The 25,686-nt window shown below is 73.6% G+C and carries 21 protein-coding genes; 17 read left to right on the top strand and 4 right to left on the bottom strand.

Annotated features, from left to right (window positions below; translation table 11 throughout):
* Window positions 1-36: 36 nt before the first annotated feature.
* The 3 genes from ACIRU3_RS36375 to ACIRU3_RS36365 are packed head-to-tail and all read right to left on the bottom strand — an operon-like array spanning window position 37 to window position 2,052.
* Window positions 37-396, bottom strand: coding sequence for a DUF6204 family protein (locus ACIRU3_RS36375; RefSeq protein ID WP_404065882.1), 360 nt, complete (start codon window positions 394-396; stop codon window positions 37-39).
* Window positions 393-1,073 (bottom strand): FMN-binding negative transcriptional regulator, encoded by a 681-nt coding sequence (locus tag ACIRU3_RS36370; protein ID WP_404065879.1) that lies wholly within the window; start codon window positions 1,071-1,073, stop codon window positions 393-395. Before ACIRU3_RS36370 ends, ACIRU3_RS36375 begins: the two co-directional genes overlap by 4 nt.
* Before the next feature lie 22 nt (window positions 1,074-1,095).
* The gene (locus ACIRU3_RS36365; protein ID WP_404065876.1) at window positions 1,096-2,052 is read right to left on the bottom strand and encodes a MerR family transcriptional regulator; all 957 of its coding nucleotides are present in this window, start codon (window positions 2,050-2,052) and stop codon (window positions 1,096-1,098) included.
* A gap of 131 nt (window positions 2,053-2,183) precedes the next feature.
* On the opposite strand from ACIRU3_RS36365, the gene ACIRU3_RS36360 reads away from it, so the two are divergent.
* Window positions 2,184-2,933 (top strand): PP2C family protein-serine/threonine phosphatase, encoded by a 750-nt coding sequence (locus ACIRU3_RS36360; protein ID WP_404065873.1) that lies wholly within the window; start codon window positions 2,184-2,186, stop codon window positions 2,931-2,933.
* Here ACIRU3_RS36360 and ACIRU3_RS36355 read toward each other — a convergent pair.
* Window positions 2,899-3,648 (bottom strand): CHAT domain-containing protein, encoded by a 750-nt coding sequence (locus tag ACIRU3_RS36355; protein ID WP_404065870.1) that lies wholly within the window; start codon window positions 3,646-3,648, stop codon window positions 2,899-2,901. The genes ACIRU3_RS36360 and ACIRU3_RS36355 overlap by 35 nt on opposite strands.
* 424 nt (window positions 3,649-4,072) lie before the next feature.
* Here ACIRU3_RS36355 and ACIRU3_RS36350 point away from each other — a divergent pair, with 424 nt between their 5' ends.
* The 16 genes from ACIRU3_RS36350 to ACIRU3_RS36275 all read left to right on the top strand — a co-directional run bounded on the left by ACIRU3_RS36350 (window position 4,073) and on the right by ACIRU3_RS36275 (window position 25,651).
* Window positions 4,073-4,615, top strand: coding sequence for a hypothetical protein (locus tag ACIRU3_RS36350; RefSeq protein ID WP_404065867.1), 543 nt, complete (start codon window positions 4,073-4,075; stop codon window positions 4,613-4,615).
* 98 nt (window positions 4,616-4,713) lie between these two features.
* Complete coding sequence (locus ACIRU3_RS36345) at window positions 4,714-8,196, top strand: CHAT domain-containing protein (RefSeq protein ID WP_404065864.1); 3,483 nt, start codon at window positions 4,714-4,716, stop codon at window positions 8,194-8,196.
* Window positions 8,193-8,885: a hypothetical protein gene (locus tag ACIRU3_RS36340; protein ID WP_404065861.1), complete on the top strand. Its 693-nt coding sequence runs from the start codon at window positions 8,193-8,195 to the stop codon at window positions 8,883-8,885. The genes ACIRU3_RS36345 and ACIRU3_RS36340 overlap by 4 nt, the downstream gene beginning before the upstream one ends.
* Window positions 8,885-9,556, top strand: coding sequence for an RES family NAD+ phosphorylase (locus ACIRU3_RS36335; protein WP_404065858.1), 672 nt, complete (start codon window positions 8,885-8,887; stop codon window positions 9,554-9,556). The genes ACIRU3_RS36340 and ACIRU3_RS36335 overlap by 1 nt, the downstream gene beginning before the upstream one ends.
* 62 nt (window positions 9,557-9,618) lie before the next feature.
* Window positions 9,619-10,764 carry a macro domain-containing protein gene (locus ACIRU3_RS36330; RefSeq protein WP_404065855.1) on the top strand — a complete coding sequence of 382 codons (1,146 nt, stop codon included), beginning with the start codon at window positions 9,619-9,621 and terminating at the stop codon, window positions 10,762-10,764.
* Window positions 10,765-10,915: 151 nt separating this feature from the next.
* A complete protein-coding gene (locus ACIRU3_RS36325; RefSeq protein WP_404065852.1) occupies window positions 10,916-11,110 on the top strand; it encodes a hypothetical protein in 195 nt (64 codons plus the stop codon).
* Complete coding sequence (locus tag ACIRU3_RS36320) at window positions 11,107-11,877, top strand: VWA domain-containing protein (protein ID WP_404065849.1); 771 nt, start codon at window positions 11,107-11,109, stop codon at window positions 11,875-11,877. Before ACIRU3_RS36325 ends, ACIRU3_RS36320 begins: the two co-directional genes overlap by 4 nt.
* On the top strand, window positions 11,874-12,722 hold the full coding sequence (locus ACIRU3_RS36315) for a protein phosphatase 2C domain-containing protein (RefSeq protein ID WP_404065846.1): 849 nt from the start codon (window positions 11,874-11,876) through the stop codon (window positions 12,720-12,722). The genes ACIRU3_RS36320 and ACIRU3_RS36315 overlap by 4 nt, the downstream gene beginning before the upstream one ends.
* A 2-nt stretch (window positions 12,723-12,724) precedes the next feature.
* Entirely contained in the window at window positions 12,725-13,876 is a 1,152-nt protein-coding gene (locus ACIRU3_RS36310) for a hypothetical protein (RefSeq protein ID WP_404065843.1), read from the top strand.
* Window positions 13,864-14,514 carry a 4Fe-4S single cluster domain-containing protein gene (locus ACIRU3_RS36305; RefSeq protein WP_404065840.1) on the top strand — a complete coding sequence of 217 codons (651 nt, stop codon included), beginning with the start codon at window positions 13,864-13,866 and terminating at the stop codon, window positions 14,512-14,514. Before ACIRU3_RS36310 ends, ACIRU3_RS36305 begins: the two co-directional genes overlap by 13 nt.
* The gene (locus tag ACIRU3_RS36300) at window positions 14,511-15,980 is read left to right on the top strand and encodes a hypothetical protein (RefSeq protein ID WP_404065837.1); all 1,470 of its coding nucleotides are present in this window, start codon (window positions 14,511-14,513) and stop codon (window positions 15,978-15,980) included. Before ACIRU3_RS36305 ends, ACIRU3_RS36300 begins: the two co-directional genes overlap by 4 nt.
* Window positions 15,977-18,211 (top strand): AAA family ATPase, encoded by a 2,235-nt coding sequence (locus tag ACIRU3_RS36295; RefSeq protein WP_404065835.1) that lies wholly within the window; start codon window positions 15,977-15,979, stop codon window positions 18,209-18,211. The genes ACIRU3_RS36300 and ACIRU3_RS36295 overlap by 4 nt, the downstream gene beginning before the upstream one ends.
* Window positions 18,208-20,409, top strand: coding sequence for an Hsp70 family protein (locus tag ACIRU3_RS36290; RefSeq protein ID WP_404065833.1), 2,202 nt, complete (start codon window positions 18,208-18,210; stop codon window positions 20,407-20,409). Before ACIRU3_RS36295 ends, ACIRU3_RS36290 begins: the two co-directional genes overlap by 4 nt.
* Window positions 20,409-21,599 carry a hypothetical protein gene (locus tag ACIRU3_RS36285; protein ID WP_404065830.1) on the top strand — a complete coding sequence of 397 codons (1,191 nt, stop codon included), beginning with the start codon at window positions 20,409-20,411 and terminating at the stop codon, window positions 21,597-21,599. The genes ACIRU3_RS36290 and ACIRU3_RS36285 overlap by 1 nt, the downstream gene beginning before the upstream one ends.
* On the top strand, window positions 21,596-24,094 hold the full coding sequence (locus ACIRU3_RS36280) for a GTPase-associated protein 1-related protein (RefSeq protein ID WP_404065827.1): 2,499 nt from the start codon (window positions 21,596-21,598) through the stop codon (window positions 24,092-24,094). The genes ACIRU3_RS36285 and ACIRU3_RS36280 overlap by 4 nt, the downstream gene beginning before the upstream one ends.
* Before the next feature lie 6 nt (window positions 24,095-24,100).
* Window positions 24,101-25,651 (top strand): hypothetical protein, encoded by a 1,551-nt coding sequence (locus tag ACIRU3_RS36275; RefSeq protein ID WP_404065824.1) that lies wholly within the window; start codon window positions 24,101-24,103, stop codon window positions 25,649-25,651.
* Window positions 25,652-25,686: the final 35 nt, after the last annotated feature.

Here is a 25,686-nt window from a genome sequence, read left to right as displayed (position 1 = left end):
CCGTCCAATCATTGCTATCTCCTTGACTGCTCAAGTTTATGCACCGCTCGTACGCGCGGCGCGCCGCTGCCGCTTCCCCAAGGGCGCCTGGGAGAGGTCCTCCGCGCTGGACCGGAGGTGCTTGAAGCCGTAGCCGCGCTCCGTCAGCCAGGCCTTCGCCGCAGCCTCGGCCCGCTCGGTCGCCTCCAGGATGTCCTCCTCTTCCTCCCCGGTGTCGGAGAAGCGGAAGACGAAGGCCGGCCGGGCGGCGATGTCGTAACTGAGGTGTCCCTCGGGCGTGTAGGCGGCGTGCAGCACATCGTGCCGGGCGGCGTCGGCGAGCAGCTCGGCCCGCTGGGCCGCGCCGAGTCCGTCGAAGGCGCCGCGGACGGTGATACGGAAGGTTCGGGTACTCATTCGGCGACCTTAGGCACAGCGGGCGCTGTGCCTCCACCGGGTTTCGGGGGCCGGGTGTGGGCGCGCATCGCCGCGGCGAGCGCTTCGTCGGCGGCCCGGCCGCGGGCCCCGAGGCCCGCCGTGACGCCCTCGACGTTCTCCCGCGGCTGGTTCTGGCTGAGCTTGGACTTGGCCTCGACGCGGCTGATGACCACCTCGATGCCGACGACGGCGCGCAGTCGCCCCTCGATGAACTTCGCCGGGGCCTGGTCGACCGACCAGGGCTCGGCGCCGTCGGCCTCGTGACGGTCGGTCAGACGGCGTATCCGGGCCGCGATCCAGGCCGGGTCGTCGTGCACGACGAGCCGGCCGTACACGTGCGCGGTCACGTAGTTCCAGGTCGGCACGACACGATGGTGCTCGGCCTTGGTCGCGTACCAGGAAGGTGTCACGTACCCGTCGGGCCCGCGGACGATCACCAGGGCCTCGCCCTGCACCGGCTGCCGCCACTGGTCGTTGGCGCGTGCCATGTGACCGACGAGTGCGCCGTGCTCTCCGGTGTCCGGGTCGTGGTCGAAGGGCAGCAGGGTGGCCAGAAGGCCCTGCGGGGTCATGGTGATCAGGTCGGAGGCGCCGGAGCCTGTCAGCAGGTCGCGGACGGCGGCCTCGTCGGGCACGAAGTGTTCGGGGAGGTACATGGCCGGCCTTTCGGGCGGATCGTCACAGGGGGTTCTCGCGCAGCCAGGTCAGGACCTGCTGGGCGTGCTCGTTCGGCGGGAAGACCGGATGGAAGACGTGCTCGATCACGCCGTCGCGGACGACCAGCGTCAGCCGCTTGAACAGCCGCATCCCGCCGGCCTCGAACGTCGGCAGGCCCAGCGCGTCGGCCAGGCTGAGGGCCGGGTCCGAGAGCATGTCGAACGGCAGCCCCAGCCGCTCCACGACCTCGCCCTGGTAGTCGGTGTCCTGGCTGGACAGCCCGAACACCCGGCCCGCACCGGCTTCGAGGAGGTCCCGGAAGTGGTCACGGAAGCCACAGGTCTCCGGGGTGCAGCCGCGGGCTCCGGGGATGGAGTTCCAGCCCTCCGGCAGGTCGGTGCCCGGGCGGCCGGTGAGGGGGTAGACGTAGATCACCGTGCGGCGGGGTCCGAGCGCGTCCAGTCGGATCGTCCTGCCCGCCGTGTCGAGCAGCGCGATCTGTGGCACGTTCATGCCGGGCAGGTGGTCCGCGGCCCCGTCGTCCTCGGGGGCGGGCAGGCCGGCGGGCAGCGTCAGATACTCCCGGCCGCCCGTTCCGGTCTTCCCGGGCGGTACGGTCTTGCTGCCCCGGCGGGCCGCGGCGTCGAGGTTGGCGATCAGCGTCGCGCGGCGCGCGGACAGTGCCTCGATGCGCCCGGTGAGCTGATCGATGGCCTCCCGGTAACTCGCCAGCGACGCCGGGCAGTCGTCGGCGTACGGACGCCCGGTCGCCAGGCACTCCAGAAAGGGCCGGGTGCGCTCGACGGGGATGCCCAGCCGGTGCAGCGTCCTGATCTCGGACACGAGGCGTACGTCGTACTCGGAATAGTTCCGGTAGCCGTTGACGAGGCGCTCGGGTGTGATCAACCCCAGCGATTCGTAGTAGCGCACCGCCTTGGCCGTCACGCCGGCCCGGCGGGCGAGCTCACTGATCCTCATACCGTTCACCTCACCCAAACGCTAAACCTTGCCCCCCGGGGCAAGGTCAAGCGCCGGTGATCGGTTACTAGACTTGGGGTGGCAGCCCGGCCTCCGGCCGGGTGCCGGGTACGGGAAGGCGGTGGCGTTCCATGGCGTACGTGGCTGTGACCGCGCTGAGCCATCCCGGGCTGCTCCGGGAGCGGAACGAGGACAGCCTCGTCGTAGGGCCCTGGACCCTGTGCGCCACCGTGACCGAGAGCCCGCAGACCCTGTTCTTCCCGCTCGGCGCGCCCCTCGTCGTCGCCGTCGCGGACGGGCTCGGCGGACATCCCGGGGGCGACGTGGCCAGCGCGCTGGTCGTGCGCCGGATCGCGTCGGCCGGTCCGGCCCTGAGCAGCGAGGACGCCGTCCGCGACACCCTGAGCGCCTGCAACCGCGCCGTGTACCAGGCCGCCGGTGGCGACGAGGGAAGCGAGCTGGCCGCCATGGGGACGACGGTCGCCGGCATCGTCGTACAGCCCGGCTCGCTGCTGGTGTTCAACGTGGGCGACAGCCGGGTCCTCGAGGCCTCCCCGGACGGGCTGCGCCAGCTGAGCGTCGACGACAGCCCCCCGCTGGAACCCGGGCAGCGCACCACCTCCATCGTCACCCAGTGCCTAGGCGGAAGCCCCACCTACCGCCCGATCCGCCCCCATGTGGCGGCCGCGCCCCTGGCGCCCGGCGACCGCTACCTCATCTGCACCGACGGACTGACCGACCCCGTGCTGACGGAGGTGCTGGAGGAGGTGCTGCGGGAGAGCGACGACAACCGGGCGGCCTTCGAGCTGTGGAAGGCCGCCATCGCGGCGGGCGGTCCCGACAACATCACGCTGGCGGTCGTGCGCGTCGTGGACGAGTAGGCGCGTCGCCGGCCGGGCCGGGACGGCCCTGGTGGACGAAGGCGGCCCAGGTCGCCGGGCGGTCCGGCTTCGGGTGCTTGTTCAGCTCGTCCAGGAGGCTGCCGCCGAGCGACCCCGGGTTGCGGCGGTGCGGGTCGAGCATCCACATCTGGGCGGCCCTGAGGGCGTCGGCCGGGCTGTGCCCCTCGACCGACAGACAGTGGTGGGAGACGGCCATCATCAACGCCGAGGCGCAGTCCTGGGTGGCCCACCGCGACCCCACCGCATCGCGTGCGCCGCCCGCCAGGAAGGCGGTCGTCAGCGTGAGCGCCTCGTCGTGGTCGCGGTTGCCCAGGTCCGTCTCACAGGCACTGGGCACGACCAACGGACCGTCGGCTGCGTCCTGTTCGGGATTCCGGAGGTCGAGCAGCCGGGCCACCGTCAGCCTGCCCCCGTCAGGTCGCGCACCGGGCTCGGTCCCGTCCGGCGGCGGATCCGCCGAGTCGCCGGGGAGCGCCGGTTGCAGCGCGGACGCCGTCGGACGGGTGCCCGCAGAGCCGTGGCAGGCCACGTGGAGCAGGGACGGGGTGCCGCCGGGCACGTCGAGAAGGTCGTCGGGCGTGCCGGGCGCCTCCGGTTCGACGGGCGGCTCGTACGACTCGCCGTAGAGCCGCGACTGCGGGTAGAAGGCCCGATGGAGCGCCGTCACCTCCAGTTCCGCGTGCGGCAGGCTCATGCCGGGGTCCGCCACCAGCACGGGACCGGCGCCCGCGGAGGACACCGACCCGCTGCCCACCCGGCCGACCAACTCGCCCGCACGCCGGCTCGCCTCTACGGCCTACGACCGCAGCCCACGGACTTCGCCGCTCTCCTCGCCGCTCACCATGTCCACCGTCCCCCCATCGCCCGTTCCGCTGGCCTGCTCGACCGGTCTGTTCTGCCGACTCGCGGTCCTGCAGATCTGCCGGCTCGCCAACCACCTTTCGGTCAACTCCATTACAAGCAACCGGAATTCGACCGAAGGGCGCCCGGATCGGCGCCAGGACTGGCCGCGCGGTCGGCCGCGGGGCGAACACCGGGCGACGTCCGGGCAGGGTGTTCACCCGGCAAGGCGCCCTCTGCTTCGCTGACGTCATGACGCGACGACGGACGGAGGCAGCGTGGACGTCGGTGGAGCCACCGCGCCCGTGGTCGCGGTCGGCGGAGTGGTCGGGACGCTGCTGTCCGCGCTGCTGACCCAGCGCGCCGCCGACCGCAGCCGCCGGCGCGAGCGTGAGCGCGCCGAGGAACTGCAGGAGCGGCGCAGCCAGGCACGGGAACTGCGCTCGTGCTACGTGGCCCTGAACACCTCCGCCCGGCAGTACCTGGCCGCGCTCACCGACCACCTGCACGCCGTGGGCCGCGACGAGGACCTCAGGGCCGTGCGGCAGCGGCTGACCGATGCCCGTGACCAGTACCGGGACGTGTACGCGGAGGTCCAGATGCGGGTGCCGGAGCGCGTGCTCGAACTCGCGGGCGACCTCAGCCGTGACCTGGGCACGGTGTACGGAATGCTCCGGCGGTTGGACGGCGGCGTGCTGCGCGCCGGGGACTCACCCGCCGCCGTGCAGGCGAACATCGACGTGCTGTGGGGCCGGCTGCGGCGGATGCGGGGCGCGATGAGGGACGAACTGGGCGCTTCCTGGTCGGATTTCGGGCATTGAGCAGGCGATGCGTGGGATCTTGTCGCCTCAGGTCCGGCGGATCGGCATAGTGGCGATCGTTCCGAGAGCTGTCGAGGACCCGGAAAGGCAGGACGCCGGTGAGCGACGAGGACGGGGGCGGCGTACAGGGGCTGCGGGTCTGGGCGGCGGACGCCGCGGAGCGGGTCAAGCGGCTGATCCCCGCCATGGGGGCCGGTTCGGTGCCGCTGTCGGCCTACGACGCCTCGGTCGCCGAACTCGACGCACTGGCACCGCTGTTGGACCATGATCCCGCTCTGCGCAGTGCGGTGAACGTCTGGCTCGCGGGTGCGCTGGCCATGCGGCTGGTCGCCGGGGGCGGTGGGCCCGCGGACCGGGAGCGCGCGGAGGCGCTGCTGCGCGAGGTGCGGGATCCCGGGACGGCGCTGGGGGCGCCGGCGGCCGAGGAGGACCGGCGGTGGGCGGCGTTGTTCCTGCTGCCGCTCGTCTCGCCGTTGCAGCCGCAGCAGGGCGGGTTCGGCGGGGCGCCCGACTTCTCGGCCTTCACCGCATGGGTCTCGCGGGTGGGGCCCGCCGGGATGATGGGCGTCGCGGCGGAGATCCAGGCGCTGACCGCGGAGGTGGCGGAGCTGCCGCTGCCGCCGGAGTACCACCGCCAAGTCCGGCAGATGCAGGGACTCCTGACAACTCCCCCGGGGCCGGAGTTCTCCGACGCGATGATGAACATGATGCCCCGCGGGGCTCCCGGCGCGGATCAGCTGCGGCAGATCCTGGACCGTCTGTCCGCGATGGCCGGACCTGCCCCGGACGGGCGGGCGGATGCCGCGGGACCCGCGGCGGCGGATGCCCCGGAACCTCCGGCGGCGGATGCCCCGGAACCTCCGCCGGCGGATGCCCCGGGACCCCCGCCGCCGGACACCGACCCGCCCGCGGACCCGACGTCCATGGTCACGCCCGACGACATCCGCCGGCTCGCCGCCGCCCTGGACGCCGTGAACGCGACCACGGACGGCCTCGACCACGCGCTGAAGAGCGAGGACCCCGCCCGGGCGATCAATGAGCTGCTCCGCCGGCTGAAGTCCGTGCAGGACATGCCACCCCCCGGGCCGGATCCGTCCTCCGCCCTGGAGGCCCTGCGGGCTCTTCTGCTCAACATCGGTCACGGCGCCGGCGGCTCGCTCCAGGACCGGTCGGCCGGCCGTGCCCATATCGAGACGATCCTCCGCCACTTCCGGAAGCTCTCGGGATCGCTCCCTTCGGGCGTGGGGGATCCTGCCGTCCTGGGCCGCGCGTTCGCGCTGTACAGCCGGGTCATGGATGCCGGGGAGACGGAGGACGTCCAGGTGCTCCGCACCCTGGTGGACGAGGCCGAAGCGCTGGAGAAGGACGTACCCGAAGGTCACTCGTTCCGTGGTCCGGTCCTCCTGGCCCTGGGCGCGGCCTACGGCAGGCTCGGCATCGTCACCCGCGACGAAGAGATGCTCCTGCGGGCCCTGCCGTACTACGAGAAGGGGAGGTCCGGTATCAGGGACAGCGGGCTCCCGTTCGCCGCCGACATCCCCCTGCCGAACATCCCGGACCTCGATCTGCTGCGCGCGGGCCTCACCGGCGGCGGCACGGAGCCGGTGCCCGATCACGTTCCCCCGCCTCCGCAGGCCTCCACGGAGGAGCTGCACACCTCCGCCCTCTCCCTGCGCGTGCGCTATGCCCTCACCCACGACCCCGCACTCCTCGACACGCTGATCGACGAGCTGGAGCGCGTCCGAGACGGCGTCCGGGAGGGGAGGGCACCGCGGATCGCCGCCGAGGCGCTGTGGCACCTGGCCGAGGCCTACCGCGAGCGCGGTGTCGCCCACGACGACGTGAAGGACATCGCGGCCCTGGAAGCCGCCAAGGAGGCGCTGACGGCGCTCGGTGCGGACGTCCTCCTCCAGGCCGGCGCGGAACACGGACTCCTCGCGGCCCGTGCCGGGGCGAGCAGGGGCGTGCAGGCCGCGCTGTGGGCGGCCTCGCAGGGACGGCTGCACGAGGCGGTGGCCGCGCTGGAACTGGGCCGGGCCCTGGTGCTGCACGCGGCGTCCGCCTCCTCGGCCGTGCCCGAACTCCTCGACGCCGGCGGGTATCACGAACTGGCCGAGGCCTGGCGGGCGGTCGGCGCGGCCCGGGGCCACGGGACCGCCGACGACGGCGGAGTCCCCGGCGAACTGCCCAGCACACTGCGCCGTCAGGCCCTCGAAGCCCTCGGCTACCGCCGGGAGGGCAGCCTGGTCCACACGCCCACACTGAGCGAACTCGCCGACGGGGTCGCCGAGAGCGGTGCGGACGCGCTCGTCTATCTGGTTCCCGGCGAGACCGGCGACGCCGGCGTGGTGATCGTCGTGGGCCCGCAGCTCGGCGCAGGGATGGCGGTACGGCCGCCTCTGTCCGGCGCCGGGAGCGGCCCGTTGGAGCGCTACCTCGACGCCGTCGCCGTACGGGATGCCGGGACAGGCGAGGGTGGCCGACGCGATCCGGCCGTCGAACAGGCCTGGGAGGAGGCCCTCACGGAGCTCTGCGACTGGGCCTTCCAGGTGCTCGGCCCCGTCCTCGCCGGTATGGAGGATCGGCTCGCGGCCGAAGGCGACCGGGACGACCGCCCGCTCCGGCTCGTCCTGGTGCCCTGCGGGCGGCTCGGCATCGTCCCCTGGCACGCCGCGCGTTTCCCGGACGAGGCACCCCACGACCACCTCTGCCGGACCGCCGTGATCAGCTACGCGGCGTCCGGCAGCCAGTTCCTGCGCACGCTCGGGCGCGCGCCGCGCGAACCGGCGGCCGCTCCCGTCCTGTTGGCCGACCCGACCATGGACCTGACGCATGCGGAGGTCGAGGTCATGGCTCTGCGGAACGCCTTCTACCGGCAGGCCCGGATGTGCGGAGGCCTCTTCGAGGTGCCCGACGAGGAGCTGGCCCCCGGCACGCCCGACGACGTCCTCGCCTTCCTCGCCGACGGGGCCTCGCTGCTCCATGTGGCCTCGCACGGATCGGCGGGGACACGTCCCACGGTCTCGGCCCTGCATCTCGCTGCCTCCGGGGGCACCGGGCACGCGCGCGCCGACGACGGCGCACCCGGGTCCGAGGCGGGCCCGGGCATGCTGACCGTGACCCGGCTCCTCGACCGGCCGGAGGCACACCATGCGCCCGAGGACGGACCGTTGGTCGTCCTCAGTGCCTGCCAGACCGACCTGAGCACCCGCGACCACGACGAGGCGCTGACCCTCACCACGGCGTTCGTCGCGGGTGGCGCACGCGATGTCGTCGGATCACGGTGGACCACCCAGGACAGCGCGTCGGCGCTGCTGATGGCGGTGTTCCACCACCACCTGACCGTCGACGGACTCGGCCCCGTAGACGCGCTCAGGGCCGCCCAGCTGTGGATGCTCGACCCCGGCCGTGCCAACCCGGGTTCGCTCCACGGCGAGCTGCTGCGGCAGTTGGAACGACCGGATCTCCACCGGATCCCGCTCTGGGCCGCCTTCATCCACCAGGGGCATCCGGGCCCGGGAGAGGCACGGACCGGATGCACGGGAGAAGCAACGACAGACACGGAAGGGGGGAACGCATGAACGACGGTGGTACGGGTGACGGCCCCGGCGGCCGGGCGGAGCGGCTGCTCGCCCTGGTCGGCGAGCACCGGGACTCCATCCGCGAGGCGTTCGACGACGAGCAGTACGCGCTGCTGCTCGCCCGGCTGCAAGGCCTCGCCGCGGTGGCTCCGCAGGACGACAGAGCGGTCCGCAGGGCGGTCCAGGGCGTCAGACTGGCTCTGCTCCCGTTGCCGCTCGACCATCCGGTGCATATCGCGCTGGACACCGTACGGCTGGTCGGGGCGCCGCCCGGGCCGACGACCGTGGCGGGGGCACGGGAGCTGATCGACCTGCTGGCGAGCCCCCGGCCGTCCCCGCAGACGGCCGGCGACACCGCACCGGACGACTTGCTCCAGGCACCGGCCGTCTCCGCCGGTGAGGCCCGGGCCCGCTGCGGCGGCGCACCACCCCCCGAGCTGATCAGACTGCCGGATTCCGCAGACGGCGACCGCTACCCGGAGTTCCAGTTCGCCGCGGGCGACGGCACCCCGCACCAGGTCGTCCTCGAGGTCAACCGTCTGCTCCTCGCGGAGATCGATCCCTGGGGCGCCGCGGCCTGGTGGCTCAGCGGCAACACCTGGCTGGGCGGGACACCCGCGTCGCTCCTCGGCCGGCTGCCGGACCATCGGCTGGTCGGCGCGGCCGTCGCACTGGTGGAGGGAGACTGATGAGCGACTTCTTCCCCATGATCGAGCTGGAGCTGCGCCCCAACCGTCATGTGATCCCGGCGGACACGGAGCTGTGGCGGGTGCACCACTCCAAGTACGGGGCGGGCCAGTTCAACCCGAAGCTCGCGGACATCCACTTCGACGGGGGCCGCTTCGAGGGCACGCTGCTGGATCCGTACCACAGCCTGTATCTGGCGAACACCTCGATCACGGCCCTCGCGGAGAGCGTGCTGCGCTCCCGGACCTTCGAACCGCCGGCCGGCATGCGGCGGATCCCCTACCGGACGGTCTGGCAACGGTCGCTCAGCGTCCTGCGCACCCGGTGCGAGCTGAATCTGGTCTCCCTGATCGAGGGGAAGGATCTGGCCGCCGTCTGCCAGGACTCCACGCTCCTGGAGGACGAGAGCAACTATGCGAAGGCCCGGCGCTGGGCGAGTGAGATCAGGGCGCAGGCTCCGGACGCCATGGGACTGATCTGGGAGTCCCGGCGGAACCGCTCGCAGCTCGCCCTGGTGCTCTTCCACGACCGTTTCGAGCAGTGCGACGGCGGGCCGCTGGAGGTGCTGCAGGGCGGAGGGATCCCGGACCTCGGCTCCCAGGAGGGCATGAAGAAGGCCAACGACATCCTCGAACCGCTGCGGGCGATGATTTCGGAGCCCGTGTGGCAGTGACATCCTGAGGGACCGGCCAGTACCGCTTGTCCGCGGTTGACGCGTGATGCGATCGTGGCCGCATGGCATCGTCGCTTCCTGATCGTGTGTCACTTCTGGCTGAACTCAAGGAAGTCAGACGGGCGGGACTGGTCAGGCTGCGCGGACGCACGCTGCCCGCCGTGGGTTCGGCGGCGGAGGCGGTGTCCGCGACCGCCGCCCGGACTCAGGGCGCGGCTGTCGAGACACTGCTGCGGCTCGCCGTGTCGCGTCTGGACGCCGGCACCCTGCGCACCGCCGCCGAGTACACCCTGGGGCTGGCCCAGGGCACCCGGGACTGGCCGGCGTCCTCCCGCCGCGCCAGGGCGGCCTCGGTGTACGGGGTGAGCGTCGAGCGGTTCCGCAAGGACCACGAGGTGATGGTCCTCGAACAGGTCGCCGAGCAGATCGTGCGGCTGGTGGCGGAGGCGGGCGCGCCGTCCGGTGCCGCCGCAGCGGCCGAGGAGGGCGCCGGCACCCACCGGACCGTGCGGGTCAGGGCCGCGGACCGGCCCGTGACGCTCACCCTTCATGTGCACCCCGTGGACCTGCTGCGCGACGTGGACGTGGTCGTCTCCCCGTCCAATGTCCATTTCGCGCTGCCCGAGCAGTACAAGTCGTCGGTCGCCGCATCGCTGCGCCGGGCGGCCTCCGTGTGCGGAGTCACCGGTGACGTCCTGGACGACCCGGTCCAGGACGAGCTGCGCAAGTGGACGGCACGGCACGGCACGTCGGGACGCGCCGTGCGCCCCGGCACCGTGGCCGCCACCGGTGCGGGGGCACTGGCCGAACAGGGCGTACGCCGGATCTACCACGCGGCGGTCGCCGTTCCGCGGGCCGGCACCAACGACTACGACGTGCTGCCCTCCGATGTCACCCGGGCCGCGTCCCGGGCTCTCGCGGTCCTGGCGGACGAACACGACCGCTTCGCCCCGCCGCTGCGCTCGGTGTGCTTCCCGCTGCTCGGCTCGGGGCGCGGCGGACTCCCGTACGACATCAGCCTGGCCGCCGTATGGGCCGCCGTGGAGGCGGAGTTGGCACGCGGCGCGGGGTGGGACGTCCACTTCGTGGTGCGCACGCCCGAGGCGGCGGCGCTCGTGGAGCGCATACCAGCCGGAATCCGCCCGGCGCACGACCGGCGGGCGACCGGCCGGCCCGGTGGAATGGAAGCAGACCCCCGCTCGGCGTGAGCCGGAGCGAGGGCAGGGCGAGCGGGTTCGTGGGGGGAGGCCCGCTCGCCCTGATTTCCGTGGTGGCAAGGACAGTTGACAAACAGTCACATACTGTTGGCGCATGGGTGGCGGGATGGAAGAGTGGGCTCGTGGGGCGCATGGCCGGACCGTGACCTGGCCGGCGCCCGACACATTCGTACTGGTCGAGGGCGTGCTGCTGCGCATGCTCCCGGACTCCCCGGACACCCCTGTGGGAACGGAGGTCGTCGTGGGATACGACGCGATACGGCGGCGGCTCGTCGCCCGCACGGCCACCGGGGAGAAGCCGTCGGCGCCGCACGAGGACGGGGCGGCCCGCGGATGAGCACGCCCGACTTCGGCCCCGCACAGGGCTACGACGAACAGCAGCCCGTCGTGCTGCTCCTCGACACCTCGGACTCCATGGGACGGCCCGCCGAAAGCCCGCGGATCGACGAGCTCAACGACGCGCTGGCCCGCTGGTTCGACGGGGAGCAGACGACGCCGCGGCTTCGTGCACGGGTGGAGGTCTGTCTCATCACCTTCGACTCGCGGGTGCGTGTCTTCGATCCCGGCCAGGGCCTGCTGGTGCCGGTCGAACAGGCCACGGCGGACCGGCTCTTCGTGCCGGTGCACCGGATGCGCCCGCCTCGGCTGCGGGCGTCCGGGCTCACCCGGATGACGGAGGCCGTGGAGACGGCCCTCGACCTGGCCCGCGACCGGTATCGGACCTTGCAGGACCGGCGGGTCCCGGTGCGGCGGCCGTTCCTGTGGGTGCTGACGGACGGCGCGCCGAGCGACGCCCACGGGCACCGCATGGACCCCGCCGCCCTGGCCGGCACGGCCCGGAAGGTGCGCCTCGGCGAGGAGCAGGGGCACTTCGTCCTGCAGGCGATCGGGGTGCGCGGCGCCGACCTGGAACTGCTCCAGGCCCTGGCGCCCAAGGCGGCGCTGATGCTGGAACACCTGAACTTCGGGCAGATCCTGGACATCCTGTTCCAGAGCTCGGACCGGGTCACGCCCGACAAGGCCGCCGCCGACATCCACCGGGAGATGGCCGACCAGGTGAAGCGGCAGGAGCGGCTGCGGCTGCTCGAGGAGAAGTACCAGTGATCGTCGCGGGCGCCGCCGTACAGGGAACCGGGCACCTGGCCGCGGCACAGGGATGCCAGGACGCGTTCAAGGCGGCCGACCTGGGCGACACGGTGGTCCTCGCGGTGGCGGACGGCGCGGGCGGCCGGGAGCGCAGCGCGCTAGGCGCCCACATCGCCGTGGACACGGCCTGCCGGGTGCTGGCCGAGGACGTACCGGACGTGCTGGAGCCCCCGGAGGCATGGACACGATGGATCGCTGCCGGCGGGGCCCGGCTGGTCGCCGGCTACCTGGGCGCCGTCGAAGGCCTGCTGCGGGCGGCCGGCCCACCGACAGCCGCAGGCCCGCCGATACCCGCCGGGCAGCCGGTGGACACCGGTGCACTGGCCGCCACGGTCGCCGCGGCGGTCGTACGTCCGCCCTGGGCCGCCTTCGTCTCGGTCGGCGACTGCTTCGGCACGGTGCTCACCCGCGAGGCGGCCGGCGGCGGACCGGCGCCGGACGTCGTCGAGCGGTGCCATCTCGTGCTCCCGCCGCCCGGCCCGGGCGCACCGGAGCCGGTGTTCCTCTCCTCGCCCGGGGCCGCGCTGCGCGTCAGGTCGTTCGTCGTGTGGGAACCACGGCTCAGCGGGGTCGTCCTCGCCACCGACGGGTGTGCGGCACTGGCCCTCGACCATCCCTCGGTCCGCGAACTCCCGCCGCAGGCAGGCCCGTTGCCATCCGCGCGGTTCTTCTGCGGCCTCGCCGCGACGCTCCGCGCGGGCGGCGGCGACGCCGAACCCCTCAGGGCCCTGCTCTCCGGACCCGAAGCGGCCCGCACCGGCGACGACCTGACGGTGCTGTGCGCCCTGGTGGACGGGGGCTGACCATGGCCCTCACCGTGGTGTCCGGCACCGGACGCGAATGGCGCCTCACCGAGCGGATCGGCAGCGGTTCGGAAGGCATCGTGTACGGCGTCGACGACGCCCGCCCCCTGGTGGCCAAGCTCGTCCCCGACCCGCCCGCCCCCGCCGCCTACCGGCGCCGCATCGCCCGTCTGGTCCGTCAGCGCCGCGAGCCGCGCACCGTCCGGCTGCTCGCCGGGGCGCCGGTGCGGGTCGCCTGGCCGATGGTGGTGGTGCGCACCGGAGGCCCGGGGGCGGACGGGGTCGACGGCTATCTGATGACCGACATGCGCCACGCCTACCAGCCGTTCGCGCACATGCTGACCCCGGCGGCCCGCCGCGTCTTCCTGCCGGGCGCGACCTGGGCCACCACGCTCGGTGCCGCCCGCTCGCTCGCCCGCCTCCTCGCGGACCTGCACGCCGAGGGGTACACGGTGGGCGACCTCAAACCCGACAACCTCTGGGTGGACGAGCGGGGCGGGGTCGGTATCGCGGACGTCGACTCCTGGCAGTTCACGGACGGCGGCGAGACGTTCCCCGGACGGATGGGTACCCCCGGCCACACGGCCCCCGAACGGATCGGCGCACCCCGCGGCACACCGCCGGACGGCGCGTCGGACCGCTTCGTCCTCGCCGTCCTGGTCCATCAGCTGCTGACGGACGGTCTGCATCCCTTCGCCGGGCATCCAGCGGACGGCCGCGACTACCTCTCCTACGACGACAACATCCTGCACGGACGCTGCCGCCTGCTGGACCGTACGTCGGTGGTCCTGCCCCGCTCCGCGCCGCCCGCCGACCTGCTGCCACGGCGGCTCAGGGACCTGTTCCGGGCCGCGTTCGGCGGGGTGAGGCCCCCGGCGTCGGCCTGGGCCGAGGCGCTGGCCGCGGAGTCGGCTCCGGGACGACTGAGGACCTGCGCGGCCGACGCCCGGCACGTGCACACGGTGGAGCGGCCCTGGTGTCCCTGGTGCGACCTCGCCGAGACCGGCCGTAAGCACAGCAGGAAGGCCGGCCCGGAAGGCGTCGGGCAGCACGGCGGGAAGGCCGCCGGGCGGGACGGCGGGAAGGCCGCCGGGCGGGACGACGGGAAGGCCGCCGGGCAGGACGACGGGAAGGACGACCCATGGCAGAAGTGACCCGTCTCTCCGTGGCCAGAAAGCTGGACCACTGCACCGTCCTCGGCCCGGGCACCCGCGCCGTGCTCTGGGTACAGGGCTGCCCGCTGCGCTGCCGGGGCTGCGTCGCCGCCGAGACACTGCCCTTCGAGGGCGGCACCGCGTACACCGTGGCCGAACTCACCGACTGGCTCTGCGGGTTGCCCGACGTGGAGGGTGTCACCCTGTCCGGCGGCGAGCCCTTCAGTCAGGCGGCCGGGCTGGCCGCGCTGCTCGACGCCGTACGGGTGCGGCGCCCGGACTTCGGCGCGATGGCCTACTCGGGGTTCCGGTACGAGGCCCTGTGCAAGGGCGGCCCGGACCGGCGCGCCCTGCTGCGGCGCCTCGACCTCCTGGTCGACGGCCCGTACGTGGCCGCGCGCCACGCCGGTCTGCGCTGGCGCGGCTCGGCCAACCAGCGCATCCTCGCCCTCACCGACCGCTACGCGCACATCCGGTCCGAACCCGACACCGGCGCCGGCGTCGAGGTCTCGATGGAGCCCGACGGATCGCTCTCCTGGGCCGGAGTACCGCCGACTCCCGGCTTCCGGGAGGGACTTGAGGCACAACTCGCGGCGCGGGGCTTCGTCCTGCACGCCCAGGCCCGGAGGGAAGCATGAGCGGATCACCGAAGTACAGCACCGTCGCGGTCGCCTCCGCCTACGCGCTGCGCGAGGCGCAGCGGCGTCGGCAACGCGAGGAGGAACGCCGCAGGCAGCAGAAACAACGCGCCGATCAGCGTGCCGAACTCGCCGCGCGGCGGGCCCAGGAGGCGGCGGCCCGCCGGGAGCGGGCGAAGGTCGAGGCCGCGCGCAGGAAGAACGAGTTGGCGACCCGACGGGCCGCCGAGCAGGAGGCGCATGCCTCCCGGATCCATCAGGAGCAGGCCGGCGCCGACACCCGTCGTCTCGGCGAGGTACGGAACCTGCTCGCACAGGCGCGGGCCGCCCAGCCCGGCGCCCCGGTCGCCGAACTCGATGCACTGGAGCGGCAGTTGGACCGGCTCCAGGAAGGTATCGGCCGTTCGGAGCAGCTCGGCGGGGCGATCGAGGACGTCCGCGGCCGCGTCGTCCTGCTTAGCCGTCCCGGCGGTACTCCCGCACCCGGGTCCGACGACCGTGCCGCCGTACTGGCCGGCCTCGAACAGCGGCTGGCCCTCACCGGACCGGATGCTCCGGCCTACGACCCGGAAGGCCGTCGGCGCTGCGAGGAACTGCTGGACCGGCTGCGGGACGCGGCCGGCCCGGGCGCGGAGACCCGGTTCGAGGCGTTGCTCGGCACGGCGGAACACGCGCTCACCCGCCACGCCGCGACCGTGGTGCAGCAGGCCGACGAGGAGCGGCTGCGGATGCAGGAGGCGCGACGGCAGGCGGAGGAACGCGCCGCGGCACAGGCCGCCGCCGAGGAGGCGGAACGTGAGCGCGCCGCTGCCGCCGAGGAGGCCGAACGCGAGCGCGTCGCCGCGGCGCTCGCCGAGGCGACGGACCGCCTCGGCGTCGTGCACCGGTCCGCCGAGCAGGCGGCGGCCGAGGCACATGACCTCGCCGACCCGGACCTCGCCGAGCGGATCGAGGCGGCACTGCGCGCCGCCACGGGCGCGCTCGGGACCGCGGTTGCGGACTACGCACTGCGCGCGGTCGGGGCCCTGGAGGGGCTGCTCGCCGGGGCCGAGGCCCGACTGGACGAACTGCATCTCGCCCACACCCGGCGCAGCGATCTCGCGGAGGCCCTGCAGGAAGCCATGCTCGGCGAGGGGTTCGCCTTCACCGGTGGCGGCGACCGCGGCGACTCCGTCGTGCTGCACTTCGCACGCCCCAGCGGCGCGACGTACGAGACCACGGTCGTCACCGAGGCCGACGGCACCCCGGTGCTGGTCTACCACGTGGACGGCGAGCCCGACGTGATGCTGTACCCGGCCCCGGAGGGCGCCGTCTGCGACCGCACCGAGGACCTCCTGGAGCGGGTGCACGAGGCGATCGTCGAGCAGGACGGGTTCGTCCCGGGTGAACTCACCTGGCAGGGCAAGCCGCCGGGGCGGCAGGCCAAGCAGCTGCCGGGTGCGGAGGAGTGGAAGTGGTCCCGGTGAACGAGGAACCGGTGAACAGGGAACCGGTGAACACGGACCCGGTGAACGAGGTCGACTGGTCCAAGCACGAGACAAGCGGCGGCGGTGTGCGGCGGCCCCCGCACACCCACGACGGTGGCCCCGCGCGGGAGGGGGAGCCCGCCGTCGCCGACGGCATGATGCCCCTGTGGGCGGTCTCCCTCGGCTGGGAGCTGAGGCGCGGGCGGCAGGTGATCCTCAACGGGCACATCCGGGACCGCTGGTGGTTCGACGACCGGCCCGCCTCCTTCCGGGAGGTGGTCGCCGGGTTGCTGACGGTGCGCGGCGCCGACGTGGTCGGCTGGTGGGATCCGGTGGGCGGGCTCGGCTTCCCGCTGCCGGGGCACGCGGAACGCTTCGACCGCCTGGTGGCCGGGCTGCCCGCGGACCAGGAGCCCGGCGGCACGGCCGGCCGGCCGGCGCAGCGCGCCGACGGCGGCGGACCGGACGCACGGCCGTGGGAGACCGGCGGCGGGGCCGGCCGGCCGGAACAGCGCCCCGCGGCCGACGGATCCGGTGCACCACCTGGGGGGAGCGACGGCACCCCGGCCGATGGAGCGGGGGCACGCCCCGGGGAGAGCGGCGGCGCCCCGGGCCGGCGGCCGGACGGCGAAGCCCCGACGGATCACGATCGGCGCGGCCAAGAGCGGCAGCGCAGCCGTGAGCGCCTGTTCGCCGCCCGCCCACCCGGACGGCCCCGGTCCTTCGACGACGTCGTCGCCACCGTGCAGCGCCTCGTCGCCTCGCCCGAGTCCACCACGGCCTTCGTCTTCGAGGACGTGGACCACCACCTGCCGCCCGGCCAGCCCGAGGCACATCTGGGGTATCTGCGGTTGCGCGCCGCGATGACCGGGGCCGTGACCCCGCACTCCGCGGAAGGACCTCACCCGCACGCCCGCAACGCCGTCCTGTGCGCGGTGGGTGACGTCGGACGACTGCCCGGCTGGTTCCACCTGGAGGACCCGCGGATCGCGACGCTGCACATCGGCCCGCCCGATCCGAGCGAGCGGCGTCTCTGGCTGACCTGGCTGCTGCAGCGCTTCAACGGCGCGCCGGACGCCTCGCGCGCCGACCTCGAAGCCCTCGTCGGAGCCACCGACGGGATGGCCGGCTGGGACATCGAGTCCCTCGCCCGCACCTCCTGGCTGCGCGGCGCACCCGTACAGAAGCCGGACAAGCTCCTGGAACTGCACCGGCTCAATGTGAGCGTCGACCCGTGGACCCAGCTGGACCGGGACACCATCGCCCGCGCCGCCGATCTGCTCGGCGCCCGGGTGGTCGGCCAGAGCACCGCCGTGAACGCCGTGGCCTCGGCTCTTCAGTCCGCCTTCGTCGGCGTCGACTTCGGGAACTCCGGCACCGCCCGGCCCCGGGGAGCGTTCTTCTTCGTCGGTCCCACCGGCGTGGGCAAGACCGAACTCGCCAAGGCCGTGGCCGAGATGATGTTCGGCGACCAGAGCGCGTACGCCCGCTTCGACATGAGCGAGTACCAGCAGGAGCACGCCGCGGAACGCCTCGCCGGCGCACCGCCCGGCTACATCGGCTACGAGCAGGGTGGCGAGCTGACCCGGCGGGTGCAGGAACGGCCCTTCAGCGTGCTGCTCTTCGACGAGATCGAGAAGGCCCACCCCAAGGTGCTGGACAAGTTCCTGCAGGTCCTGGAGGACGGCAGGCTCACCGACGGACGCGGGCAGACGGCGTACTTCTCGGAGTGCTTGATCATCTTCACCTCCAACACGGGAGCCGAGCAGCTGCAGACCCTGCTGGAGAAGCGCGACGAGGAACTGTCCTACGCCGAGCTGGAGGCCCACTTCACCCGGGCCGTGGAGGACAAGTTCCGGCAGATCGGCAGGCCGGAGATCTACGGGCGGCTCAAGCCTGGCGTGGTCGTCTTCGACATGCTGCGCCGCGAGCACATCGTCAGGATCGCCGACCGGCTGCTCGGACAGCTCACCGAGTCCGTGCGCGAACGCCACCGGGTCGAGCTGGTCCACGACACGGCGACCCTGCACCCGTGGATCACCGAGCAGATGTCGGATCCCGAGCACCAGGCATACGGCGGGCGGCAGATCCGCAACGAACTGGAGCGGGTGCGGGCGGCGGTCGTGGGCCATCTGCTGGCGCACCGCCCGGCCCCGGGCAGCCGGATCCGGGCCGCGGCCGGACCGGACGGCGAGGTACGCGTCACGGCGGAAGGGAGCGGGTGGACATGATCGCCATCGACCTCGGGCACCGGTTCGGGCGTGTCGGGCGGATCGGCCCCGACGGACAACCGGACGTGACCGAGACCGAGTTCGACGCGGCCGACGGCGTCCTCGACCCCGCCCGGGCGCTGCACGCGCTGGCCGGGCTCGTCCCGGGCGGCACGGCGGCCGGGGGAGCGGAGGCCGACCGGGCGGTGGTCCTCGGCCTGCCCGCGTCCGGTGGACGGGAGGACGAGGTGCGGCGGGCCGCGGACGGCCTCGGGCTCCGCGTGGAGCGAGTCGTTCCGGACCCGGTGGCCGTGGCCCTGCACTACCGTGCGGTCGCCGAGGGCGTCGACCGCACGGTCCTCGTCTGCGACCAGGGGGCGACGACGCTCGACCTGACCGTGCTCGCCATCACCCCCGACCTCACCGTGCGCGTCGTGCGCACCCGCAGCCACCGACTCGGCGGCGACGACTGGGATGCCGCACTCGCCGCCCGTCTCGCCCGAGGGCTGCCGGACGGGGTCGACCCGCGCCGGACGGCGGAGCTCCTCCGGCGCGGGCTCGGAGATGAGGACAGCGTCACCGCGGACGTGAGCGACCCGGCCGGCGGACAGCACCGGCTGACCCTGGACCGGGCCGACTTCGAGGCGGCCGTGGCGCCGCTGCGGGCGCAAACCCTCGCCGCGGTGACGGCGGAGCTGACCGCCGGGGACCCGGCCGTCGACGCCGTCCTGCTGGCCGGCGGCCTGTGCGCCATGCCCGGCCGACGGGCCGAGATCGAGGAGCTGCCGGCCGCGCAGGGCCTGACGGTGCGCTGCGAGAGGCCCGCTCCGGCCGTCGTACAGGGCTTGTTGCGACTTCAGGAGTTCGATGTCCTGCGCATCGTCACCGGCCCGGCCGCCAGGTCGTCCCCGACGTACGACGGATACGTCTTCCCCGAGCCCGCTGCCTTGTCGGACCCGGACCCCCGCGGCTGGCCTCCGGTGCCGGAGGACCCTGACCCTCTCGGCAACCGGGGAGACGCGGCTGCCGGCACCGCCGCCGGCGCCGGGGTGCGGACCGGCACCGGTGCCACGTACGGCTCGGGCCCGGGCTCGGACCCCGTGTCGGGAGCGGATTCCCTGCCGGGATCCAGTACCCGGCCCGGCCTCGGGTCGCTGTCCGGTGCGGACACCGGGGCCACGCCGGGCACGGACTCGTCGCCGGGAACAGGGCCCCTGTCCGGTGTGGGAGGCACACCGGGATCCGTTGCCGGGCCCGGCTCGGGCTCCCCGCGCGGCGGGGGCGCCGTACCCGGCCCGGGTTCCCGGCCGGAAAGCGGCCCCACCCGCGGATCCGGCCCCTCGCCGACCGCAGTCCCCGGCCCTCGGCGACCGGCAGAGCCGTCCCAGCCGTCCCAGCAGTACCAACCGTCCAGGTCGCCCCAACCACCATCGGCGGAGCCCCCGTCACCCCCGTCGCCCCCGACCCCTCCCGAGCCGGCCACCTCCGCCCCGGGCCTCTCAGCCCCTGGCGCGGCGAGGCCCGCCCCCTCGACCCGGGGCGTCACGACGTCGGATTCCCCGGACGCCGCCCCGGATCCGCACACCCTGCTGGCCGTCCCCGTCGGCGAACTCCAGGCCGTCCGGCGCGGAGACCACCTCCTCGTCCTGTGGGCCTGGCCCGACGGCTCCCTCAGCGCGCGCGTCCGCTGGCGGCGCGAGGGGAGCACCGCGGGCGGCGGGCCGAGGGAGGGGGACATGATCTGCCGGCGCCGGGTGTACGAGCACGACGGCGGCCTCGACCTGGCCGTGGGCCGGGAGGCGGTCACCCTCACGGTGGAGGCCCTGGTCGCGGCCTCCGGCGTTGACTGCGAGGGCCGCTCGGCGCTGCTTGTGCCCCCGCAGCCGCCGGTGGTGGAGTACGAGCCGAGCGTGCGCCGGCGCGTCAAGGGCCGGATGGCGACGGTCACGTTCACCTCCGAGACCGGCTGCGAACTGCCCGGTCTCCGGATCGTCCACGGCCTTGGCCGGTTCCGCCCCACCAGCACGGCCGAGGGCACCGTCCTGCACGAGGTGCCCGCCCAGCGATTGCCCGCCCGTACCCCGCTGACCGTGGAGTTCCCCCTGCCCGCCACCAGGGGTCCCTCCTGGCTGGTCTGTTTCCCGGCGGACGGCGACGCCGTCGCCGACTCCGGTATCGACATCCGCCCGACGGCGCTGCACAGACTGCGAGTGACGTGATGGCCAGACGGCTCACCTGCCCCTACTGCTACGAGAACTTCGCCCCGGGCGAGATCCGATTCCGCTGCAACAGCCGCCTGAGCCGGACCGGGAAGCAGTGCGGTCGGCGCCGCGACCAGGTGCTCGACGAGCGGATGGGCCCCCGCCGCAGTCACGACCTAGGCCCCGACTTCGCCGCGGACGGCCGCAGGCCCACGGCCGTCTGCCCGGACTGCGACGGTGAGACGACGTACCGGATCTGCCCGGTGTGCCACTCCGAACTGCCCGTGCAGTTCGGCATGGTGGACAACCGCCTGATAGCGATGGTCGGTGCGAAGGCGTCGGGCAAGACGGTGTATATGACGGTGCTGCTGCACGAGATCAGGAACCGGGTGGGCGAGGCGTTCGGAGCCGCCCTCATGGGCCTGGACGACGCGACGATGCGCCGCTACAGCGCCGACTACGAGGACCGCCTCTACCGCGACAACCAGATGTTCCCCGGAACACAGACCGCCTCCACCAACCTCAACCGCGTGGACCCCCTGGTCTTCCGCTTCAGCATGCGCCGGCGCACCCTGCTCGGCGAACGCCCGCAGCACACCGTGCTGTCGTTCTTCGACACCGCCGGAGAGGACTTCAGCTCCCGCGAGAGCGTGGAACTCAACACCCGCTATCTGGCGGGTGCCGACGGCATCATCCTGCTGCTCGACCCGCTGCAGATGCCGGGTGCCCGGGACGGCGCGCTGCCCGGTACACCGCTGCCGGGCACCGAGGGACTCGACGCGCCCATGAACGTCCTGTCGCGGGTGACCGGTCTGCTGCTCGCGCCCCGCAGCGGCCGGTCCGCGCAGAAGATCGACACCCCGATCGCGGTGGTCTTCTCCAAGATGGACGCCTTCTGGCACCTGCTGGAGAGCGCCAGCCCGCTGCGCGACTACGCACCCCCGCGCGGCCGGTTCGACGTGGGCGACAGCCTCAGCGTGCACGAGGAGGTGCGCAGACTCCTCAAGGACTGGGACGGCGTCCCGATCGACCAGCTCCTGGAGAACCACTACACCCGCTACCGCTACTTCGGCGTCTCCTCCCTCGGCCGCAACCCCACCCCCGACGCCCGGGTCGCCCCCACCGGCATCCAGCCGTACCGGGTCGCCGACCCGCTGCTGTGGCTGCTGAGCGAGTTCGGTTCGGTGCCGAAGGCGGGACGTGGATGACCGACGGCGCCGCTCCCCGGCCGCCCGGCGCCGGGGCGCACTTCCAGCAGATGTACTACACCTCCTGCGAGCACGGGCTCACCGGGTTCTCCGGGTTCCAGTTCAACGCCGTCAGCGAGGGTGTCACCGCCGAGACCCGGCAGGCCGTCGAGGCGCTCGCCGGGTACGAGCCGCCGCGCTCCATGGTGGAGTCGGACACCCCGGAGCTGCTCGACCGCTGCCCGGTCAACCTGTGCTACCGGCCGTACGACCCGCAGGGGCGCCGGGCCACCGCGCTGTGCGTGCACTACGTGGGCCGGGACTCGGCCCGCCGCTTCGGCAACTACTTCGCCCACGCGCTGCACAGCGAGGACTTCCCGGCGGCCGGCCGGGGGCTGCTCGGCATCGAGTTGTGGGGCTCGCCGGTGTGGACCCGTCAGGCGTCCCCGACCACGGAGATCCCGGTCGTCATAGCGCCCCGGCGCGGCCCGCTCGGCACCCCGGCCGTGCGCGACTTCCTGCGCGCGCACCCCCACGGCGAGCAGCTGCCGAAGCTGCTGGCCGCCGTGTTCGCCGCCCTCACCGACCACGGCTCGGTCGTCGTGGCCGACGACACCACCGAGCGGATCGCGCACTGGTTCGCGGCGGTCTCCTACCTGCTGCCGCCGCCGCTCGCCCGCCGGCTCTCCTTCGCCACCTACGTCTTCCGGCCCGCCCGCAGCAGGCTGCACCTGATCGGCACGCTGCCCGGGGCACAGCTCGACTTCGGACCGGACGAGGAGGACGCCTACACCGTCTTCGACTTCTCCCGGGGCCGCTTCCCGGAGGATGTCGCCGTCGACGCCGGCGTCCGCCATCTGGTGGGGCTCCTCACCAGGATCGGGGTCGGGTCCGTCCGCCCGGTCTGGGCCTGGACGCAGGACTTCACCCACGGCCGGGAGGAACGGCCGGGGGACTGGCACGCCCCGGTCGCCGCGGCGGCCCTGTCGGGCGGCATCGCCCTCACCGGAGCCGACGTGCACGCACTGATCGGCTGGCTGGCCGGCGCGGACCACCTGGGGCCGCGCCGGGCCCACGTCGCCGCGGACATCCACCGCGGGCACCGGGCCCTGGACGACGGCCGACTGGCCGTGCTCAGCTCCGTCGCCGAGGCCGCCGGGGACATAGCACTGCACCAGGAGATCGAGGGGAAACTGCACGAGTCCCGGATGCGGGCCCACATGAGCGACGACCAGGGCGCCCCGGAGCCCGCACCCCTCGTCGACGCGGACCTACGAGAGCGGGCGACCGCCCTGTGGGAGCGGCTGCTCCAGACGGAGGTGACGACCACCCGGCAGCGGATACGGCTCCTGCTCTGGGCTCTCGGTGCCCGGCTGGCCCCGGCACCGGAGACCGTGGAACGCGAGACGCTCGCCGTGGCCCGCGCCCTGCTCGGCTCGTCCTCTCCCGGCGCCCGCCTCCGGCAGGAGGCCGAGCGGCTCGTACGCGCGATGCCCCGGATGCGGGAAGCCCTGGCGATTGCGGTGCAGGAGGCGCTGGAGCGGCGCGACGGACAGGAGCAGCTCTTCTCGCAGTTCCCCGCCGCACTGCTCGACGAGCGGGACCTGCAGGGCCGTCCGCTGCTTCTGGAACACCACCTGCGGGCACGGGCCGAGCGGGAGCCCGCGCGCACGGTGGAGTTGATGTTCCGGATCCTCCGGGTCCGCGGTCAGGCCTCGCCCGACGGGGCGCTGCTGCGCGAACTGTGGCGGCACCCCTCACGGACGTGGACCCACCGGGAAGCGATCGACATCGCCCGCGGGCTCACCCCCGATGGGTTCCTGGACGAGGCGGTCGGCCAGTGGCTGGACCGTGCGGTCAACCGGACGATTGACGACGAAGCGCAGCTCGAACTCTGCCTGGAGCTGTGCGAGGTGCTCTCCGCCCCGGCCCGTTTCGCCCGGCTGCCGGCCGACGCCCAGCGGCGGGTGACGACCACGCTGGATCTGGACACCGGGCTGCACGAGGCCCGTGAGGCCACGGAACTCGCCCGCGCCTTCACGATCCTGGAGGCCGACATGTGGTCGGGTCCGCAGGCGCTGAAGCGGTACCGCCTGGTCCCCGCCATGCTGCGCCTGCCCGCCGAGGTCGGCCGGCTGAGCGACCGGCTCCCGGACTTCGGCCACTCGCTCCTGGACCGGTATCTCGCGGCCGTACACCGGGCGGCGGTGCAGGGCGGCCGCATCGACGACGTCCGGCTCAGCCATGTCGCCGCGGTCGCCGCGATGCGCACGCAGGGCGGGCTCGCGCAGACCCACCGGGACGTCGTCGACGCGGTCCGCATCCACACGGCCCAGCACTGGCCGCCGGCGGACCTGGAACGGCTGGAGCGCGCGGTGCGCCCCCACCACGCACGGCTCGCCGAGTACTACCGCGAATGGGCCGAGTCCCGCCGGAGCGGCCCGCGGAAGCTGGCGCGCAGACTCCCGGCCCTCTGGCCCGCCCGGCGCAACTCCCGCAAGAACGAGGAGGAGTGACCCGCCGTGCCCGAGATCGTCGCGTACGTCTTCGTCCCCCTGCTCTATGCCGCCGCGCTCACGGTGTACCTGGTCGTCGCCCCGGCCCTGGTGGCCCTGCGGGCCCTCGCCCTCGTGATGGAACTCCTCCGGGGCCACATACGGCTGCTGACCGGTGTCCTGTACCGGCGCACTCCCGAGTTCCGGACGCTGCCGCCGTACCGTCCGCAGGACGAGGAGGTGAAGGCGTACCGCAACTACTTCTTCGGACCCGGCGCCCGGGACCTGCGTCAGCTCGGCACGCTGGACAGGCGGTCGTACGTCAGGACGGTCGGCGACTCCTTCCGCAACGTGACCTCGCGGCAGTTCCTCGCCCCCGCGAGGAGCCGGGCTGTCACCGTCCCCTACGGCGTGACCCTGCACGTGGGCCTCGGCCTGGGCGCGGGCCTTGCGGTGCCGCCGCTCGTCCTGCTGCTGGGGCTGCACGCACTCGTCCTCGCCCTGCTGATGGGCGGGGCCCGTGTGGCCGCCGGCTCCCTGCGGGCCGTCGACCGGGCCCTGCTGTACCGGAGGCGACTGCCCACCGGCATGATCTGCCCGCACTGCTACGAACGCGTCCCCTACCCGGCGTACGACTGCCCGCGCCCGACCTGCCGACGCCGGCACGCGGACATCCGCCCGGGGACGTACGGCATCCTCCGGCGGCGCTGCGAGTGCGAACAGCGGATGCCCACCCTGCTGATGCTGATGAGCAGGGAGGCGCGCCTGCAGGCGTACTGCACCCACACGAACTGCGGAAAGCCGATGAACGCGGACGCCGGGCACATGCCCGAGGTGGTCCTTCCGCTGATCGGCGGCCAGGCCGCGGGCAAGACCCGGCTGATGGCGGCCATGCTGCTGTCGCTGGAGAACGCGGCCCAGAACGGCGGTCCGGCGATCCGTCCCGCCGATGCCGAGTCCGACGCCGGCTATCAGGTGCTCCGCGAGGTCCTGCGGATGCGGGGCCACACCCGCGGCACCCAGAAGGACCTGCCCCGGGCACACTCCTTCGTCCTCGGCACCGGCCGCTCCGAGCGGCTGGTCCACCTGTTCGACACGGCCGGCGAGCGGTTCGTCGACCGGGACGAGACCGACGCACTGCGCTACGCCCGGGCCGCGCGCACCTTCGTCTTCGTGCTCGACCCGATGGCGGTCGCGGACTTCTGGACCAGGCTGGAGCCGTCGCCCGGCCCTCTGGTGGACCGCACCCTCGCCTCGACGGTCGATCCGGAGGAGGTCTTCGGCCGGTCGGTCCTCGCGGTGGCCGCGATGGGCGCGCCGGTGGACGCGTCACGCCTCGCCGTCGCCGTCAGCAAGACGGACCTGCTCGCCGAGCACGGCCTGGTCCCCGACCGTCTCGACGACAGCGACGCCGCACGCGCCTGGGTCCGCGACAAGCTGGGCCTGCACAGCCTCGTGCAGGCCATGGACCTGCACTTCCATGAGGTCCGGTTCTTCTGCACGGCCGCTGTGGCGGACGAGGACGGCCAGGTGGACGCCGGCGTCTCCGGATTCGTCGACTGGTGCCTGCGGGGCTGACGCGGCAGGGGGTGACCGCAGGCGCCCGCCTCTCG

It is taken from the genome of Streptomyces sp. NPDC101151, from assembly GCF_044768335.1.
In the GTDB taxonomy this organism is placed as follows: Bacteria; Actinomycetota; Actinomycetes; order Streptomycetales; family Streptomycetaceae; genus Streptomyces.
Note: the sequence above shows the minus strand (reverse complement) of the source record. Positions and strands in the feature narration are given on the sequence as shown.